Consider the following 15831-nt stretch of genomic DNA (forward strand, 5'->3'; position numbering starts at 1 on the left):
GGAGCAGAGTGGGAGGGTCGGCAGGTCGCCGACGCGAAGGGAGAGCGCCATGAGCACCGACCGCACCACGGGTGAGGACACCGAGAAGACCGAGGACCTCCCCGACGGCACCGGGACGGACACCTCCTCCGGTGGCGGCGACACCGACACCGTCTCCGGCGGCGAGCCGGACGAGCCCGCCGAGTAGGGCCGTGAACGACGAAGGGCGGGACCGCGAGGTCCCGCCCTTCGTCGTTCCGCCGATCAGATCAGCGGGCCGTCGCTCTCGCTCGAGCGGCGGGTGACCTGCTCGCCGCTGGCCGGGTCGACGGCCGAGCGCGTGGTCGAGACGGCCTGGCGGCGGCGCGTCAGCAGGACCAGCCCGAGGATCAGGCCGACCGCTCCGGCCGCCATGAGGATGTAGCCGACCAGCTTCAGGTCGATCCCGGACACCTGCACGTCCACCGCGAAGGCGAGGACCGCGCCGACGACGAGGAGGAAGATCCCTGCTCCGATGCTCATTGCGTGCTCCTTCTGACTGCCGCCGGAGCGCACGCGGGAAGCGCGCAGGGGCACCGGCGATCGCCCCACGGTAGACCTCGGGTCCGGCGGCCCCCAGGCCTTCCGGCGGGAGCCTCCGGGGGTGTAGGGCGGTGCCGGGTCAGCGGTCGGAGACGCGGAGCATCACGCGGGTGCGGTCGGCGCGGGTGACCAGGCCCTCGATCAGGAGGAACACGCGGTACTCGAGCCGGTACTTCGCCAGGAACACGCGGCCCAGGCGATCGACCTCGCCGGGGTCGGCGTCGATCTCCGCGGCGGCCTCGACCGGCACCGCGTAGTCGGAGACGCGGCCGCGGCGGTCGCAGGGGACGAGGGTCACCCGCGCGTCGTTGCGGAGGCGCTTCACCTTGCCGCTGCGGCGGGGAGTGGTGACGATCAGCTCGTCGCCGTCGCGGGCGATCCAGACCGGGGTCGAGACGGCGTCCCCGGACTTCCGGAACGTGGTGAGCGAGACGAAGCGCTCGTCGGCGAGAGCGGTGAGGTCCTGGGAGAGGGGCATGTCCGAAGTAGAGCGGGCGGGAGCGGTCACCGCAAGCCTCCGTGGCACCTCGATCCGCCCCCGTAGGGTGGAGTGATGACCGACGCGACGCCTCTGATCGGCCCGACCGAGGCGCCCGATCTGCACGTGATGACCTACAACATCCGCCGCCGGATGCCGCGCCTCACCTCCCGCGCCGTCGACCAGTGGGACCGGCGCCGCCCGCTCGTCCAGCGGGTGCTGGAGCAGGAGCGCCCCTCGATCCTCGCCGTGCAGGAGGCGCTGCCGGACCAGTCGGCCGCCGTGCACGAGGCGCTGGGCTCCTCCTTCGAGGCGATGGGCTTCGGCCGGGACGCGGACCGCGGCGGCGAGCGCGTGATGCTCTTCGTCGACCGCAGCCGCTACGCCGTCCGGCACTGGACCCAGATCGCCCTCTCGGACACCCCGGACGTCGCCGGCTCGCGCAGCTGGGGCAACCGCATCCCGCGCACCGCCGTGATCGCGGAGCTGACCGATCACGCGACCAGCCGCGAGCTCACCGTGGTCTCGACCCACTTCGACCACATCTCGCGGCGCTCGCGCCAGCGCTCCGCCGAGCTGATCGCCCGCCGCGTCCTCGAGCTCGGACGCCCCGCGATCGTGATGGGCGACACCAACACCGACGTCGACACCGTCCCCTACCGGACGATCCTCGAGGAGGGCCGCCTCGTGGACGCGTGGGAGACGGCGGAGAAGCACCTCACCCACTCGTGGAGCACCTTCTCGAACTACCGCGCGCCGGCGCCGGGCAAGCGGATCGACTGGCTGCTCGTCAGCGAGGGCGCCTTCGAGGTCGTCTCCGCGGGGATCAACGCCGTCCGCTACGGGGGAGCGGCGCCCTCCGATCACGAGCCGGTCCAGGCCGTGCTGCGCTTCACGAAGCCGTGAGCGGCTCCGCCCTCGTCGAGACCTTCCTCGAGCCCCCGCGCACCCGCGGGGAGTGGACGGCCGACGGCATCCGCGCGATCGGGGCGGCGAGCATCGTGGCGGCCGCGATCGGCTGGGACCTGGTCGACGTGGCGGTGCTCGCGCTCGCGGCGATCGGGCTGGTGCTGCCGCGCTTCCTCGGCATCCGTCCGGCGCTCGACGCCCTCTTCGGGCTCGCGCTGCTCGTGGCGTCCTGGAGCAGCGTCCTCGGCCTGTACGAGGCGTGGCCGCAGTGGGACCTGGTCGTGCACTGCGTGCTCAACGGGCTGATCGCCGCGGTGGCCTACATCGTCGCCGCGCGGGCCGGAGTCGTGCCGGCGGTCGCGGGCGATCGCGGGCCGCTGCTCCCGGCGGTCGTGCTCTGCGCCTGCTTCGGGACGACGGCGGGCGTCCTGTGGGAGTGGGGCGAGTGGGCGGGGCACCGCTTCATCGACTCCTCGATCTTCGTCGGCTACGAGGACACGCTCGGCGACCTCGCCGCCGGCGCGCTGGGCTCGGTCCTCGCCGGCGCGCTGATGCGCTTCTGGTCCGCGAAGTCCCGGGTGGTCGGACCCGGCGCCTCGCGCGGCGTCGGAGGTGCGGCGTAGCCTGTCCCGCATGTGCGGCCGCTTCGCGATGGACTCCGAGACCGATGAGCTGATCCGCGAGTTCGTCGCCGCGGGCGGGCGCGCCGAGGACTGGGCGCCCGACTACAGCGTCGCTCCCACCGACGTCGCGCCGATCGTGCGCGAGCGGCTCCACGACGGCGAGCGGGAGCGCGAGCTGGAGCTCGCGTCCTGGGGCTTCACCCCGTCCTGGTCGAAGGGCAGGGGGCCCTCGCCGATCAACGCGCGCCTCGAGTCGGTCGCGACGAACGGCCTGTTCCGCGGGGCGTTCGCCAAGCAGCGCGCGATCGTGCCGATGCGCGGGTACTACGAGTGGGAGGCCCGCGCCGACGGCAAGCAGCCCTGGTTCCTGCAGGGCGAGGAGTCGAACCTCGCCGCGGCCGGCCTCTACACGGCCCGGAAGGAGGGCGACGACTGGCGCGTCTCCTTCACGATCATCACCCGCGAGGCGCGCGACGCCTCCGGCGAGGTGCACGACCGGATGCCCGTGTTCCTCACGCCCGACGTGCGCGACGCCTGGCTCGACCCGGCTCCGCTCGCCTCCGCCGAGGAGATGCTCGCCACCCTCGACCGGGCGTCCGTCGCGATGGCGTCGACCGTCACGGCCCACCCGGTCGACCGCCGCGTGAACAACTCCCGCACGGTCGACCGCCGCGACCCGGGCCTGCTGACGCCGATCGCCTGACGCCGGTCGCCTGACAGGCGCGGGACGATCCGCGCGGTCCGCGGAACCTCCGGGCGAGGGCGGACGACCGGTGGTGGGCGGACCGGAGAGCACGGGAGGGGCGGAGCCGCGGCCCCGCCCCTCCCGGGCGTCCTACTTCGTGCCCGCGTGACCCGGGAACGGCTTGCCGTTCAGCGAGACCTCGTCGGGGTCGACCTCGACGTCGCCCACGTCGTCCGGGCCGCCCGTGCCGGGCACGGCCTTCACCTCGGCCGAGCCGGAGACCTCGGTGCGGCTCTCCGCCGGATCCGAGTCCTGCTTGGCCTCGGTCTCGCGCTCGCTGCCGGGCGACTCCGAGATGTCCTTCTCGATGGTCTCGCTCTCGGAGGAGGTGGCGGGCGCCGCCCCGTCCGGCTTGCCGATGGTCGAGCCCTGGTCGTCCTGCTCCGTGCGGTCCTGGTCCATGTCGTCGCCTTTCGTCGGGACCTCCGACGCTACGTCGGGGCGCGCGCGGGGGCACCCGCTTGACAGCCCGGCCGGGGGAGGGCGGCGTGCAGGGTCGACGTACTACCCTGGGTCGACGGTCGCACCGGGGGGCGCGGCACACCCGCCGCCGACCGCGAGGAGGACCCGTGGCATCCCACCGGACAGGCGACACCCGCATCGTCGGGACGACGGTCGACGGCCGGTACACGATCGAGGAGCTCATCGGCCGGGGCGGCATGGCCACGGTCTACCGGGCGCGAGACGGCGTCCTCGGCCGCTCCGTCGCGCTGAAGATGTTCGCCCCCGGCATCGACGACGCGCAGGACCTGCAGCGCAAGGCGTCCGAGATCCGGCTGCTCGCGGCGCTCAACCACCCCGCCCTCGTCACCCTCTACGACGCGCACGACGGCGGCGACGACACCAACGGCCAGGCCTACATGGTGATGGAGCTCGCCGAGGGCCCGAGCCTGTCCGAGCGGCTCGCCGAGGGCCCGGTAGCGCCGAACGACGTCGCCTCGATGGCGGGCGACCTCGGCGAGGCCCTGCACACGGTCCACGCGGCCGGAGTCGTGCACCGCGACGTGAAGCCGTCGAACGTGCTGCTCGTCCCGAGCCCGCTGACCAGCCGCGAGTTCCGCCCGAAGCTGGCCGACTTCGGCATCGCCTCCCTCATCGACGCGACGCGGATCACCGCGCCCGGCACCCTCATCGGCACCGCCGCCTACCTCAGCCCCGAGCAGGCGCACGGCGACCCGGTCACCTCGGCGAGCGACATCTACTCCCTCGGCCTGGTGCTCCTGGAGTCGCTGACCGGCCGCCGCCCGTTCACGGGCTCGGCGATCGAGGTCACGCTCGCCCGTCTGCTCCGCGACCCCGAGGTGTCGGAGTCGCTCGGCAGCGGCTGGACCTCGCTCCTGACCGCGATGACGCGGCGCGAGCCCGGCGAGCGTCCCGCCGCGCTGCAGGTGGCGGAGTCGGCGCGCCGGCTGATCGATCCGCGGCGCGACTCCCCGCCGGCGGCCATCGTCGTGCCCGACGTCCCCGCCACCCGGGTGATGTCGACGGAGGCGCTCGCCGAGACCGAGCCGATCACGCGGGCGGAGGCGCTCGATCCGACCCGCCGGCTCGCGGCCGACGCCAACCCGGCCACGGAGGCGATCGCTCCGACGCAGCGCTTCACCGCGACCGAGCGGATCGCTCCGGCACCGCGGATCGCTCCGGCACCGCAGACCGCTCCGGCGCCGCGCACGGCTCCGCTCCGCCCCGCGGCCGCCCCTCCGCAGCGCCGCGGCCCGAGCCCGTGGCTGATCGTGCTGGTGCTCGCGCTGGTCGCGGTCGCCGTCGGGCTCGCGATCATCCTGATCGACGGTCCCCAGTCGCCTCTGCCGCAGGTGGACGGCGAGCTGGGCGACCACCTCCGTCAGCTGCGCGAGAGCATCCGCTCGTGAGGGGCCTCCGACTGCGCGCCGCCGGCGCCGTGCTCGCCTCGGTCCTGCTGCTGAGCGGATGCTCCTCCGCGCCGCAGGGCATCGACGAGGGCACCGCCCAGACCCTCGACGACGCTGTGGTGGCCGTCGCCGAGAAGGCCTCGGCCGACGACTACCAGGGCGCTCTCACCGAGCTCGCCTCGCTGCAATCGGCGCTCGACGCCGCGCTCGCCGAGGGCTCCGTCAGCTCCGACCGCGCAGCGACGGTGCAGGCGCAGGTCGACGTCGTCCGCGGCGACCTCGAGGCCCTGATCGCGGGAGCCCCGGAGCCGGCGCCGGCCGAGACGACCGCCCCGGCTCCCGAGGAGACGACCCCGGTCGAGGAGGAGCCGGAGGACACGCCGGCCCCCGTCGAGACCGAGGACGACCCCGCCCCCTCGCCCGAGGAGTCGGAGCCGGAGGAGACGCCGACCGAGCCGGAGGAGCCCGCGGAGGAGACCCCGGCCGCTCCCGGCGAGGACGCTCCGGGGAACAGCGGGGACGCTCCGGGGAACAGCGGCGACGCACCCGGGAACAGCGGGAACGCTCCCGGCAACGGCAACGGCAACGGCAACGGCAACGGCAACGGCAACGGCAACGGCAACGGCAACGGCAACGCGGGCGGCAACGGCAACGGCCCCGGCGCTCGCGGTGCGGCGACCGGCGTCGGCGCCCCCGCGGGCAGCGGTGCCGCGCCCGGGGCCGCGAAGGGCCCCGGCGGCCGCTAGAGCGCTACTCCTGCGTCGAGAGCACGGCGAACGCCGCGTCGAGCTCGACGTCCACGTCCGTGCCGTCCTCGCGGGTGACCTCCACCTCGAAGGCGTGGCCGGCGTCGTCGCTGCGCTCGGCCTCGGTGACGGTCCCGGAGCCGACGGCGCCCAGCGCCGCCTCGCTCGCGCGGGCGAGGTCGTCGCCGGTGAGGTCGTCCGGGTCCACGGCGGCCGCGGTCGGGTCGCCGGCAGGCACGCCGTCGTCGCCCGAGCCGGCCTGGAGGGCGCGGTCGTCGGGGTCCACGGACACGACGGCGAAGGAGTCGTCGAGGCGCATCTCGTACTCGAGGCCGGCGCGGTCGGTCAGGTCCAGCTCGTAGCCGGTGGCGCCGTCGTCGTCGCGCTCGGCCGAGGTGACGGTCCCGCCGCCGATCTCGGCGAGCGCGGCCTCGCTCGCGCGGTCCAGGTCGCTGCCGGTGAGGGAGTCGGACCCCTCGAAGCCGTCGGTCGCGGCGTAGGCGATGCCCGTCCCGGCTCCGATCAGCACGACCGCTCCGGCGATCCCGGCGATGATCTTCGTCTTCTTCTGCACGATGGCTCCGTCCCGGCGCCGCTCGTCGACGCCTCCAGCACTCTCGCGGTCGGGCGCTGAAGCAGGCCTGAAGCGCCCGCTCAGCGGACGAGCGGCACCCGTACCTCGACCCGGGCGCCGCCCAGCGCCGAGTCGCCGACGACGACCCGTCCGCCGTGGGCCCGGGCGATCCCGGCGACGATCGCCAGGCCGAGGCCCGACCCTCCGGCGTCGCGCGCCCGGCCCTCGTCGAGGCGGACGAAGCGCTCGAGCACCCGCTCGCGCTCCGCCGCCGGGATCCCCGGCCCGTCGTCGTCCACCGCGAGCACCGCCTCCGCTCCGTCGATCCGGGTCGAGAGCGCCAGCTGCGAGGAGCGGTGCCGCACCGCGTTGTCGACCAGGTTCCGCAGCGCCCGCGAGAGCAGGGCCTCGTCGGCCACCGCCTGCACGGGCGAGATCCCGCTCGCGTCGACCCGGGCTCCGGAGTCGCGCAGGCGCCGCACCTCGCCGAGGGCGAGATCGTCGAGGTCCACAGGAGCCGCCGCCACGGCCAGGCGCGCCTCGTCCGCCCGGGCGAGCAGCAGCAGCCCCTCGATCAGCCCGCCGAGCCGCACCGACTCCTCCGCGACCGTCCTCGCCAGCCGGGCGGAGTCGAGCCGGTCCGGGTGCGCGAGCGCCACCTCCGCTGTCTGACGCAGCGCCGCGACGGGGGAGCGCAGCTCGTGCGAGGCGTCCGAGACGAAGCGCCGCTGCCGCTCCTGCCCGCTCTGCAGCCGATCGAGCATCCGGTTGAGGGTGTGCGCCAGCCGGTCGACCTCGTCGCCGGAGCCGGGAGCGGCGATCCGGCGGTCCAGGGCGGAGGAGGTGACCGCCTCGGCCTCCGCGCGCATCCGCTCCACGGGGCGCAGCGCCCGGCCGACGACGACGGCGCACACCACCGCCACCAGCGCGATCAGCAGCGGGACGGCGACCGCGAGCAGCCCGATCGTCGTGGACACCGCCTCCTCGCGGCCCTCGTCGGGCACGCCGACCACGACGAGGGAGTCGTCGTCGAGCTCTCGGGCGGCGACCACCACCGCCCCCTCGTCGTCCACGTCGACCGTGACCGGGTCGTCGCTCTCGGCCAGCGCGAGCGGAGGGAGGTCCTCCGCGTCCTCGCCCGCGGCGGTCACCCGCCCGTCGACCACGAGCTGGACCAGTCCCTCCGAGCCGCGGACGGCCTCCGGGCCGCCCTGCTCGACCAGCGCCGCGACCCGCTCCGCCTCGGCGTCGGCGGCGGAGGCGGCGCTCGAGGCGAGCACGGAGGAGAGGACCAGGACGAAGAGCACGCTCCCGAGGAGCGCGGCGGCGGCCACCACGGCGGTCGCGGCCGCGGTGATGCGGGTCCGCAGGCTCCGGCGGCTCACCCGGCCACCAGCGTGTAGCCCGCCCCGCGCCGGGTGCGGAGGGTGTCGCGACCGAAGGGCCGGTCGATCTTGTTGCGCAGGGTGCGGACGTAGACCTCGACGATGTTCGGGTCGCCGTCGTAGTCGAAGTCCCAGACGGCTCCGAGGACGTCGCGTTTCGAGACGACCTCGCCCGCCCGCGAGACGAAGTACTCGAGGACGCTGAACTCGCGCGCGGTCAGCGGCACGGCGACTCCGCCCCGCTCGACGCTCCGGGACGCCGGATCCAGCACGAGATCGCCGACGACGCGCACCGTGGGCCGCTCGGCGGCTCCGCGGCGGATGAGGGCGCGCAGCCGCGCGACGAGCACCGGGAACGAGAACGGCTTGGTGAGGTAGTCGTCGGCGCCGGTGTCGAGGGCCTCGACCTGGTCGAGGTCGCCGTCCTTCGCGGTGAGCATCAGGATCGGAGTCCAGTCCTCGGCGGCGCGCAGCCGCTCGCAGACGCGGAAGCCGCTGACGTCCGGGAGCATCAGGTCGAGGACGATGGCGGCGTAGTCGGCCTCCTGCGCGTACCAGAGGGCGTCGGTGCCGGTGGTGGCGGTGTCCACGGCGAAGCCCTCGGCCTCCAGGCCCGTCTCGAGGGCGCGGAGCAGGTTGATCTCGTCGTCGACGACCAGGATGCGGATGGCGGCCTCCCCGGGCTCGGCGCGCGGGGGCCCGCGCGAGCCCAGGCTAGCCGCGGCCCCGCTGAAGCCCGCCTGAAGCGCCGGCGGACCACCGCGTCCCGCCGAGGCGCCGGCTCCCCGCCGGGACACCGGCCGGAGCGCGGTGTCCCGGCGGGACGCGCGGCGCCCGGGCGCGGGTCACTCGTCGCGGTCGGTGTACTCGCCCTCGCCCTCGGCGGAGGTGCCCGCGGCGCTGGTGTCGACGTAGCTGCCCTTGTCGGCGGTGCTCTGCTCGTTGACCGAGGTGTCGACGTAGCTGCCCTCGGCCTCGCCGGCGGTGTGCGAGACGCCCTCCGTCGAGGTGTACTCGCCGCCTTCGGTGTCCTCGGTGCTCGTGCCCTCGGCGACGTGACGGCCGTGGCCGGCGGTGTGCTCGTCGTGACCCTCGTGGTGGTCGTGGTGGTCGTGGTGCTCGTGACCCTCGTGGTGCTCGTTGTCGTGGTCGTGGTGGGCCATGGCGGCCTCCTCGCTTCGTCGCGTCGGTGCGCGGTCGGATCGGCCGCGCTCGCTCCGAGACTTCTGCATCGGGGGCGGGGGTGCAAGACGTGGCGGCTGCACATCCGTGCCGCGCAACTCCTACCGGCGCCGGATCCGTCCGCCTAGCCTCCGAGGATGAGCAGACCCCCTCGCACCCGCTGGAGCGTCATCGGCCAGCTCGGCCCTGCCTTCGACGACGGCGGTCCGATGCTGCTGGTCGAGGCCCGATCGGCGTTCGGGCGCCGCCCGATGCACCGCGCCAAGGCGCAGCTGCTGCTGTCGGCGCTCCGCCACCGCGCCCGCGAGCTCGGGGACCGCGCCGAGTACGTCCGCTCCGAGACCTTCGGCGAGGCCCTCGCCGGGCGCGACGACCTCGAGGTGATCGACCCGCCCACCCGCGGCGGCCGCCGCCTCGCCCGCAGGCTCGGCATGAGCGTTCTGCCCAGCCGCGGCTTCATCACGGCCGAGGAGGACTTCCGCGAGTGGGCGCTCTCCCGCTCGGGCAAGCGCCTGCTGCTGGAGGACTTCTACCGGTGGAGCCGCGAGCGCACCGGCGTGCTGATGCGCGGCGACCAGCCCGAGGGCGGCCGCTGGAACTACGACCACGACAACCGCCAGCCTCCGCCCAAGGGCGCCTCCCGGCTCGGCCTGCCCGACCCGTGGTGGCCGGAGGAGGACGACATCGACGAGGAGGTGCGCGCCGACCTCGCGCGCTGGGAGGCCGAGGGGGCGATCCGCCTGGTCGGCGCCGACGGTCCGCGCCGCTTCGCCGCGACGCCCGCCGAGGCAGAGGCGGCGCTCGCCGACTTCGTGTCGTCGCGGCTGGGCGACTTCGGGACCTACGAGGACGCGATGCTCTCGGGCGACTGGACGATGGCGCACTCGCTGCTCAGCGCCCCGATGAACCTCGGCGTGCTCGATCCGCGGACGGTCGTCGAGGCGGCCGAGGCGGAGTACGCCGCCGGGGGCGCGCCGATCGCGGCGACGGAGGGGTTCATCCGCCAGATCCTCGGCTGGCGCGACTACGTCTGGAACCTGTTCTGGCACCTCGGGCCGGAGTACCGGAACCGCAGCCGCGCGCTCGGCGCCTCCACGCCGCTGCCCGCCGAGCTGCTCGCGCTCGACCCGAGCGGCATCGAGGCGAACTGCCTGCACGAGACTCTCGACGACGTGCACCGGCACGGCTGGGCGCACCACATCCAGCGCCTGATGGTGCTCGGCAACTGGGGACTGCAGCGGGGGTGGGATCCGGCGGAGCTCAACGACTGGTTCGTGGACGTCTTCGTCGACGGCACGGAGTGGGTGATGCCGGCGAACGTGATCGGGATGTCCCAGCACGCCGACGGCGGCGTCGTCGCGACGAAGCCGTACGCCTCGGGCGGCGCCTACATCAACCGGATGTCCGACTACTGCGGCGGCTGCCGCTTCGACCCGAAGGTGCGCCTGGGCGAGAACGCCTGCCCGGTGACCGCCGGGTACTGGGCCTTCCTCGACCGGGCCGAGCCGGTCCTCCGCGGCAACCACCGGATGGCCCAGCCCCTCGCGGGCCTGCGCCGCCTCGCGGACCGCGAAGCGGTGGTCGACCAGGAGCGCCTGCGCGAGACGTACTGACGCGGGGTCGGCGGCACGCCCGCCGCTACTCCGCGCGCACGAAGCGCGACACGGTGACCGCGACCGTCACCGCGGTCGTCCCCTCCACCGCCGCGAGCCGAGCGTCCAGCGCCTCGGGATCCACGTGGTGGGCACTCGGCCCCATCAGCACCTCGGCGCGCAGCTCGTCGACGCTCATCAGCACCGTCGTGTCGAGCTCGATGCGCTCCTCGAGCGCGAACCCCGCCAGCTGCTCGTCGAGCCGCTCCGCCTTGCCGGCGTCGATGCCCAGCATCCCGAACCGCTCGCGGATCTCGTGCAGGTGCCTCTCGCGCGGAGTGACGACGACGGCGACGCCGCCCGGACGGAGCACCCGCCGCATCTCCGGGGCGTTCCGCGGCGCGAAGACGGTGAGCAGCGCGTCGGCGGAGGCGTCGGCCAGCGGGAGGGGCTGCCAGAGGTCCGCGGTCGCGATCGCCGCCCGGGGATGCGCGCGGGCGGCGCGGCGGGCGGCCGGGGCCGAGAGGTCCAGGCCCAGCCCGTCCGCCGCCGGATGCGCCTCGAGCACGGCCGCGAGGTACGCCCCGGTGCCGCAGCCCAGGTCGACCACGAGCCGTGCGCCGGCGGGGACGGCCGCGGCGACCGCGTCCTGGATCACCCGGTAGTGGCCGGAGCCGAGCAGGTCGGCGCGGGCCTGCACCATCGCCGTGGTGTCGCCCGAGGTCGCGTGCCTCCCGCGCAGGAGCGAGGCGTAGCCCTGGCGCGCGAGGTCGGAGCTGTGCCCGAGGGGGCAGCGGAGCGAGGAGGGGCGGGGCAGCGCGTCGGGGGCGAGCGCGCCGCCGCAGACCGGGCAGGCGAGGGCGGGCAGCACCGTCGATCCGGGTCGGGCGGCCGGATCGAACGCGCTCACTCCGCTGCGGGCGCGCGCGCCCGCATGGCGGTGACCGCCGCGTTCAGCGTCGCGATGGTCGGCACCGCGAACAGCGCCCCGGCGAGCCCGGCCACCTCGAGCCCGGTCGCGACTCCGAGCACCACGGCGAGCGGATGCACCTTCACGGCGGTCCCGAGGATGAGCGGCTGCAGCACGTGCCCCTCGAGCAGGTGCACCAGGATCACGACGCCGACCATCACCAGCGCGGCGACGGGCCCGCTGAACAGCAGAGCGACCAGTGCGGCGAGCGCACCGGTCACGATCGCGCCGAGGATCGGGACGAACGAGCCGAGGAACACCACGATCGCGATCGGCACGACGAGCGGCAGCTGCAGCGCGAGCGCGCCGATGCCGATGCCGACGGCGTTGATCCCGGCGACGCCGAGCTGCGCGATCACGAACTGGCTGAGGGTCCGCCAGCCGGCGGCGCCGCCGCGCTCCATCGCGGGGCGCGCGCGGCGGGGGAGGAGGCGGAGGAACCAGTGCCAGATCCGGCGGCCGTCGAGGAGCAGGAAGATCAGCGAGAACAGGGTGAGGAGGGTTCCGGCGAAGACCTCGGCCAGCTGGGAGCCGACGGCGAGGGCCCCGGACGCGATCGTCGACGCCTGCGCGTCGGCCCAGTCGACCGCGCGCTGCGCCCAGTCCGAGAGCTGGACGTCCGAGAACGACAGCGGCGGGCTCCGCAGCCACGCCTCGACGCCGTCGACCGCGTCGAGAGCGCGCTGCCCCACTCCGCTGAAGCCGGAGCGCGACTGCACGATCACCAGCCCGACGAGGCCGGTCAGCAGGAGGAGCATCAGGACGATCGAGACCAGGACCGCGAGCGGGCGGGGGAGCCGCAGGCGCTCGAGCCGGTTCCGCAGCGGGGTGAGGAGCGCGGTGAGCAGCAGCGCGATCAGCACCGGCACGACGATCACGGGCAGCAGCGAGACGAGGCGCACGAGGAGGTAGAGGAGCCCGGCGACGGCGAGGAAGCGCCACGACCAGGCGGCGGCGATCCGCATCCCGGTCGAGACGTCGCCCGAGGCGTCGTCCGGCGAGTCCGAGGGGGCCGGAGCCGTGACCGCAGCCGGGGGAGCGGCGGCCGCAGGCGGACTCGCCGCCGTGCCGTGCCGCTCGTCGCGCGCTCGCCGTCCCCGCATGACCCCTCCGATCCTCTCGAAGTGTACGGCGGAGCGGCCGTCCGGGACCGGGAGGGAGCCCGGGGGCGCCCCGCCTGGAGGGATCGGGGCGCCGGATGCGCCGGCAGCGGCTCGTCCGGAGGGCGGAACGCGCCGGATCGCGCCGTCTCCGCCCCGTTCCCCGCCTCGGCCGCGGGAGGCCGGTCCGCGCCGGTAGCGTTGCTCGGGTCGATGCCGAGCGAGGAGGGCGACGGATGCTGGAGGCGGTTCTCGCGATCGCCGCGTGGTGCGCGGGCGCGGTGCTCGTCGTCAGCGGCGCCCTGAAGCTCGGCCGCACGGAGCGGTTCCGGGCGAGCCTCGAGGCGCTCGGGGTCCCCCTCCTCCTCCGGCGCCGCGGCTGGTTCGCGGCCGCCTTCCCCGTCGTCGAGATCGCGCTGGGCGCCGCGGTGGTGCTGGCGCCCGCTCCGGCGCACCGTGCCGCCCTCGTGCCGGTGGCGCTCCTCGACGCCGTGTTCCTCGTCGTCGCCGTCCGCGCGGTCCGCGCGACGGAGGACGTCGACTGCGAGTGCTTCGGCGGGCTGGGCTCGGCACGGATGACCGGACGCACCGTCGCGAGGAACGCGGTGCTGCTCGCGCTCGCGGTCGCCGGGGCCCTCGGCGGGCTCGCTCCGGCCGCGCTGCTCGGCGGCGGCGGTGCCTCGGCGGCGGCGTCCGGGCTCGCCGCCGCTCTCGCCGCGGTCTCGCTCGTGCTGGTGCGCGACCGCCGTGCGGCGTCGACGGCCGCTCGCGTCCGGGCGGCCGCCCGCCTGTCCGCAGCCGACAGGGAGTCCGCGCCGGGGCGCGCGCCCGAGTGCGACCTCTCGGCCGCCGACCTCCCGTTCGTCACAGTGGCCGGCGAGCTCCTGACGCTCGAGGAGCTGTCCCGCCCGGCGACGCACCTCGTCTTCTTCTCGCCCTCGTGCGCCGCCTGCCACGCGCTCGTCGAGCGCTTCCGCTGGTGGCCCCACGGCCTGCGCCCGGGCGAGGAGCTGCTGCCCGTCCTCCTCGGCAGCCGCGAGGACTTCGCGGTGCACGCCGTCTACGGGCCGCTCGTCGACCACGCCCTCTACGATCCGGAGGGCCGCGTCGCCGCCGCCCTCGGCCGAGCGGGGACGCCGGGCCACGTGCTGCTCACGCCCGAGCGTCCGCTCGGCGACGGCTGGACCTCGGGAGCCGCGTCGATCGAGGCACGCGTGCTCCGGCCCGGATTCCTCGCCGAGCTGCAGGCGGCCGGCCCGGACCCGGCTCCGGCGGCCGGCGGCGCGGTACCGGCGGGGTGACGACGGCCGGCGGGCGGAGCGGTGCCGCCGGGCTGTCGACGACCGACCGACGGCGGCCGGGCTCAGCGGCGCTCGAACTCGCCGGACATCGAGCCGTGCACGGGGTGGGCGGGATCGTCACCCACGGCGCGGGCGGGATCGTCGATCTCCACGGCGCGGGACGGGGGCTCCTCGTCGCTCGCGTCGAGGCCGAAGCCGTCCTCGAGCAGCTCCTGGGCGATGCGGCTCGACAGGCCGCTCCTCTCGCCCGGTCCGGGGTCGCTCTCCGGGTCGACGGGGGCGGCGAACGCCTGCTCGAGTCCGGACGCCGGCATCCCGGCGTCGTCGATCGAGTCGGCTCGCCCGTCGAAGGGTCCTCGTGCAGGTCTCGGCATGCGCCCGAGCGTAGAGGACGGGCCCCCGGAGGTCGACGCTCCGTCGCGCACTGCCGGGCCGCCCGCGCGCCTGGTCAGTCGTGCAGCGACCAGGAGTGGGGAGCGACCTGGACGCCGCCGACGGTCGCCGTCTCGTCGCCGATGTTCAGCGCGAGCCGCGCGGTGCGTCCCTCCGGGCCCTCCGCCACGAGCATCACGGCGGTGTTGGAGAGGTCGACCGTGCGGGTGCTCGCGCCGACCAGCCACGGGTTCCGTCGGCGGAACGCGACGACCTCCTGGTGGGCCCGGTAGGCCTCCCCGCCCGGCCACTCGGCGGGCTCGGCCGGGAACTCCGGGCGGATCGCGTCGTCGCCGCCGATCCGCTCCTCCTTGACGCCGCGCAGGCCCCGCTCGTCGCCGGAGTAGATGCTCGGCACGCCGGCGACGAAGCCGAGGATCGCCGCGGCGTGGCCGTGGTGGCGCTCGTCGCTGACGGCGCTGGCGATCCGGGTCACGTCGTGGTTGCCGACGAAGGTGAGGGGCAGGAACTCGCGGACGAAGTCGTCGTGGCGCTTCAGGGACCAGGCCAGCTCGAAGAGGTTCGCCTCCTCGAGGGAGTTGCGGACGGCCTTCCAGAGCTCGTACTGCGTGACCGAGTCGAGCCCCGACTCCCGCACGTAGCCGGTGTAGTCGCCGTGGATGACCTCGCCGACGAACCATGCGTCGGGGAAGCGCTGCCGCACCGGGTCGATCGCCGCGTGCCAGGCCGCCGGCGCGACCGCGTACGCCGCGTCGAGCCGCCAGCCGTCGATGCCCCGCTCGAGCCAGTGCGCGAGCACGGAGGACACGTGCTCCGCGACCTCGGGGTTCCCGTTGTCGAGCTCGACCAGAGCGTCGTGCCCCTCGAACACGTCGACGCGGAGGCCGTCGACCTCCTGCGACCGCTCGCTGCGGGAGAAGCGCGCCGCCTCGGGGGAGCCCTCGCCGGCTGCGACCGCGGCACGCCACCAGGGGTGCTCCCGTCCCACGTGGTTGAAGACCCCGTCGAGCAGCACCCGGATCCCGCGCTCGCGGCACGCGGCGATCAGCGCGTCGAGGTCTGCCTCGTCGCCGAGGCGGGGATCGACCCGGAAGTGGTCGACCGTGTCGTAGCCGTGGGTGGAGGAGGCGAAGACCGGCCCCAGCAGCAGCCCGTTGCAGCCCAGCGCCAGCAGGTCGTCGAGCCAGGGGAGCAGGGCGCGGAGGCGGTGCTGCGGCTCGTCGTCCGGGCCCGGACCCTCCGAGGCGCTCGCCTCGGCGCCCGTGAAGCCGAGCGGGTAGACGTGCCACCAGATCGCCGTCGAGATCCAACCGTCCGTCTGAGCCATCGTGGCCGTCCTCCCGGCCCGCTCGGGCGCAGGCCGCCGTCACTGTAGCGAGGCGGGCTGGACCGGAGCCGCGC

Annotated in this window: 19 protein-coding genes; 8 read left to right on the top strand and 11 right to left on the bottom strand. The window is 75.2% G+C overall.

Features of this window, described 5'->3' with window-relative positions:
• Positions 1 to 49: 49 nt before the first annotated feature.
• A complete protein-coding gene (locus C5C29_RS17155) occupies positions 50 to 187 on the top strand; it encodes a hypothetical protein (protein ID WP_159940924.1) in 138 nt (45 codons plus the stop codon).
• A gap of 56 nt (positions 188 to 243) precedes the next feature.
• Here C5C29_RS17155 and C5C29_RS09510 read toward each other — a convergent pair whose 3' ends face one another.
• Positions 244 to 501: a DUF6458 family protein gene (locus C5C29_RS09510; RefSeq protein ID WP_104222924.1), complete on the bottom strand. Its 258-nt coding sequence runs from the start codon at positions 499 to 501 to the stop codon at positions 244 to 246.
• A gap of 139 nt (positions 502 to 640) precedes the next feature.
• Positions 641 to 1039, bottom strand: a complete 399-nt coding sequence (locus C5C29_RS09515; protein ID WP_104222923.1) for a PPOX class F420-dependent oxidoreductase — start codon at positions 1037 to 1039, stop codon at positions 641 to 643.
• Positions 1040 to 1114: 75 nt separating this feature from the next.
• Here C5C29_RS09515 and C5C29_RS09520 point away from each other — a divergent pair, with 75 nt between their 5' ends.
• From C5C29_RS09520 to C5C29_RS09530, 3 genes are read left to right on the top strand one after another with little or no spacing between them, the layout of a single operon-like run.
• The gene (locus C5C29_RS09520) at positions 1115 to 1945 is read left to right on the top strand and encodes an endonuclease/exonuclease/phosphatase family protein (protein WP_104222922.1); all 831 of its coding nucleotides are present in this window, start codon (positions 1115 to 1117) and stop codon (positions 1943 to 1945) included.
• Complete coding sequence (locus C5C29_RS09525) at positions 1942 to 2571, top strand: hypothetical protein (protein ID WP_104222921.1); 630 nt, start codon at positions 1942 to 1944, stop codon at positions 2569 to 2571. Before C5C29_RS09520 ends, C5C29_RS09525 begins: the two co-directional genes overlap by 4 nt.
• A gap of 10 nt (positions 2572 to 2581) precedes the next feature.
• The gene (locus C5C29_RS09530) at positions 2582 to 3274 is read left to right on the top strand and encodes an SOS response-associated peptidase (protein ID WP_104222920.1); all 693 of its coding nucleotides are present in this window, start codon (positions 2582 to 2584) and stop codon (positions 3272 to 3274) included.
• A 132-nt stretch (positions 3275 to 3406) separates the two neighbouring features.
• Here the strand turns inward: C5C29_RS09530 and C5C29_RS09535 are convergent, their stop codons facing one another.
• The gene (locus C5C29_RS09535) at positions 3407 to 3718 is read right to left on the bottom strand and encodes a hypothetical protein (RefSeq protein WP_104222919.1); all 312 of its coding nucleotides are present in this window, start codon (positions 3716 to 3718) and stop codon (positions 3407 to 3409) included.
• 167 nt (positions 3719 to 3885) lie between these two features.
• Here C5C29_RS09535 and C5C29_RS09540 point away from each other — a divergent pair, with 167 nt between their 5' ends.
• Positions 3886 to 5187, top strand: a complete 1302-nt coding sequence (locus tag C5C29_RS09540) for a serine/threonine-protein kinase (protein ID WP_104308332.1) — start codon at positions 3886 to 3888, stop codon at positions 5185 to 5187.
• The gene (locus C5C29_RS17160) at positions 5184 to 5933 is read left to right on the top strand and encodes a hypothetical protein (protein ID WP_181074912.1); all 750 of its coding nucleotides are present in this window, start codon (positions 5184 to 5186) and stop codon (positions 5931 to 5933) included. The genes C5C29_RS09540 and C5C29_RS17160 overlap by 4 nt, the downstream gene beginning before the upstream one ends.
• Before the next feature lie 4 nt (positions 5934 to 5937).
• Here C5C29_RS17160 and C5C29_RS09550 read toward each other — a convergent pair whose 3' ends face one another.
• The 4 genes from C5C29_RS09550 to C5C29_RS17165 form a co-directional block, all read right to left on the bottom strand.
• Complete coding sequence (locus C5C29_RS09550; protein ID WP_104222917.1) at positions 5938 to 6507, bottom strand: PepSY domain-containing protein; 570 nt, start codon at positions 6505 to 6507, stop codon at positions 5938 to 5940.
• Between the two features lie 80 nt (positions 6508 to 6587).
• On the bottom strand, positions 6588 to 7892 hold the full coding sequence (locus C5C29_RS09555; protein WP_104222916.1) for a cell wall metabolism sensor histidine kinase WalK: 1305 nt from the start codon (positions 7890 to 7892) through the stop codon (positions 6588 to 6590).
• On the bottom strand, positions 7889 to 8560 hold the full coding sequence (locus C5C29_RS09560; protein ID WP_104222956.1) for a response regulator transcription factor: 672 nt from the start codon (positions 8558 to 8560) through the stop codon (positions 7889 to 7891). Before C5C29_RS09560 ends, C5C29_RS09555 begins: the two co-directional genes overlap by 4 nt.
• Positions 8561 to 8737: 177 nt before the next feature.
• On the bottom strand, positions 8738 to 9055 hold the full coding sequence (locus C5C29_RS17165; protein WP_181074911.1) for a hypothetical protein: 318 nt from the start codon (positions 9053 to 9055) through the stop codon (positions 8738 to 8740).
• A gap of 156 nt (positions 9056 to 9211) precedes the next feature.
• Here C5C29_RS17165 and C5C29_RS09570 point away from each other — a divergent pair, with 156 nt between their 5' ends.
• Positions 9212 to 10687: a cryptochrome/photolyase family protein gene (locus C5C29_RS09570; RefSeq protein ID WP_104222915.1), complete on the top strand. Its 1476-nt coding sequence runs from the start codon at positions 9212 to 9214 to the stop codon at positions 10685 to 10687.
• 25 nt (positions 10688 to 10712) lie between these two features.
• Here the strand turns inward: C5C29_RS09570 and C5C29_RS09575 are convergent, their stop codons facing one another.
• The gene (locus C5C29_RS09575; protein ID WP_374953256.1) at positions 10713 to 11537 is read right to left on the bottom strand and encodes a methyltransferase domain-containing protein; all 825 of its coding nucleotides are present in this window, start codon (positions 11535 to 11537) and stop codon (positions 10713 to 10715) included.
• A gap of 35 nt (positions 11538 to 11572) precedes the next feature.
• Positions 11573 to 12739 carry an AI-2E family transporter gene (locus C5C29_RS09580; protein WP_104222913.1) on the bottom strand — a complete coding sequence of 389 codons (1167 nt, stop codon included), beginning with the start codon at positions 12737 to 12739 and terminating at the stop codon, positions 11573 to 11575.
• Positions 12740 to 12972: 233 nt separating this feature from the next.
• On the opposite strand from C5C29_RS09580, the gene C5C29_RS17465 reads away from it, so the two are divergent.
• Positions 12973 to 14037, top strand: a complete 1065-nt coding sequence (locus C5C29_RS17465) for a MauE/DoxX family redox-associated membrane protein (RefSeq protein ID WP_104222912.1) — start codon at positions 12973 to 12975, stop codon at positions 14035 to 14037.
• A gap of 62 nt (positions 14038 to 14099) precedes the next feature.
• On the opposite strand, the gene C5C29_RS17470 is transcribed toward C5C29_RS17465, so the two are convergent.
• Both C5C29_RS17470 and C5C29_RS09595 read right to left on the bottom strand, forming a co-directional pair.
• A complete protein-coding gene (locus C5C29_RS17470) occupies positions 14100 to 14411 on the bottom strand; it encodes a hypothetical protein (protein WP_146076888.1) in 312 nt (103 codons plus the stop codon).
• A 74-nt stretch (positions 14412 to 14485) separates the two neighbouring features.
• Positions 14486 to 15757, bottom strand: a complete 1272-nt coding sequence (locus C5C29_RS09595) for an alpha-amylase family glycosyl hydrolase (protein ID WP_104222910.1) — start codon at positions 15755 to 15757, stop codon at positions 14486 to 14488.
• Positions 15758 to 15831: the final 74 nt, after the last annotated feature.

It is taken from the genome of Rathayibacter sp. AY1H2 (assembly GCF_002931985.1).
GTDB lineage: Bacteria > Actinomycetota > Actinomycetes > Actinomycetales > Microbacteriaceae > Rathayibacter.

Bases quoted from the DNA above. Each gene is read 5' to 3' on its own strand.
- C5C29_RS09530 (WP_104222920.1), top strand. From the start codon at position 2,582: ATGTGCGGCCGCTTCGCGATGGACTCCGAGACCGATGAGCTGATCCGC.
- C5C29_RS09580 (WP_104222913.1), bottom strand. From the start codon at position 12,739: ATGCGGGGACGGCGAGCGCGCGACGAGCGGCACGGCACGGCGGCGAGT.
- C5C29_RS09510 (WP_104222924.1), bottom strand. From the start codon at position 501: ATGAGCATCGGAGCAGGGATCTTCCTCCTCGTCGTCGGCGCGGTCCTC.
- C5C29_RS09535 (WP_104222919.1), bottom strand. From the start codon at position 3,718: ATGGACCAGGACCGCACGGAGCAGGACGACCAGGGCTCGACCATCGGC.
- C5C29_RS17470 (WP_146076888.1), bottom strand. From the start codon at position 14,411: ATGCCGAGACCTGCACGAGGACCCTTCGACGGGCGAGCCGACTCGATC.
- C5C29_RS09520 (WP_104222922.1), top strand. From the start codon at position 1,115: ATGACCGACGCGACGCCTCTGATCGGCCCGACCGAGGCGCCCGATCTG.
- C5C29_RS09570 (WP_104222915.1), top strand. From the start codon at position 9,212: ATGAGCAGACCCCCTCGCACCCGCTGGAGCGTCATCGGCCAGCTCGGC.
- C5C29_RS17155 (WP_159940924.1), top strand. From the start codon at position 50: ATGAGCACCGACCGCACCACGGGTGAGGACACCGAGAAGACCGAGGAC.
- C5C29_RS09515 (WP_104222923.1), bottom strand. From the start codon at position 1,039: ATGCCCCTCTCCCAGGACCTCACCGCTCTCGCCGACGAGCGCTTCGTC.
- C5C29_RS17465 (WP_104222912.1), top strand. From the start codon at position 12,973: ATGCTGGAGGCGGTTCTCGCGATCGCCGCGTGGTGCGCGGGCGCGGTG.
- C5C29_RS09595 (WP_104222910.1), bottom strand. From the start codon at position 15,757: ATGGCTCAGACGGACGGTTGGATCTCGACGGCGATCTGGTGGCACGTC.
- C5C29_RS17165 (WP_181074911.1), bottom strand. From the start codon at position 9,055: ATGGCCCACCACGACCACGACAACGAGCACCACGAGGGTCACGAGCAC.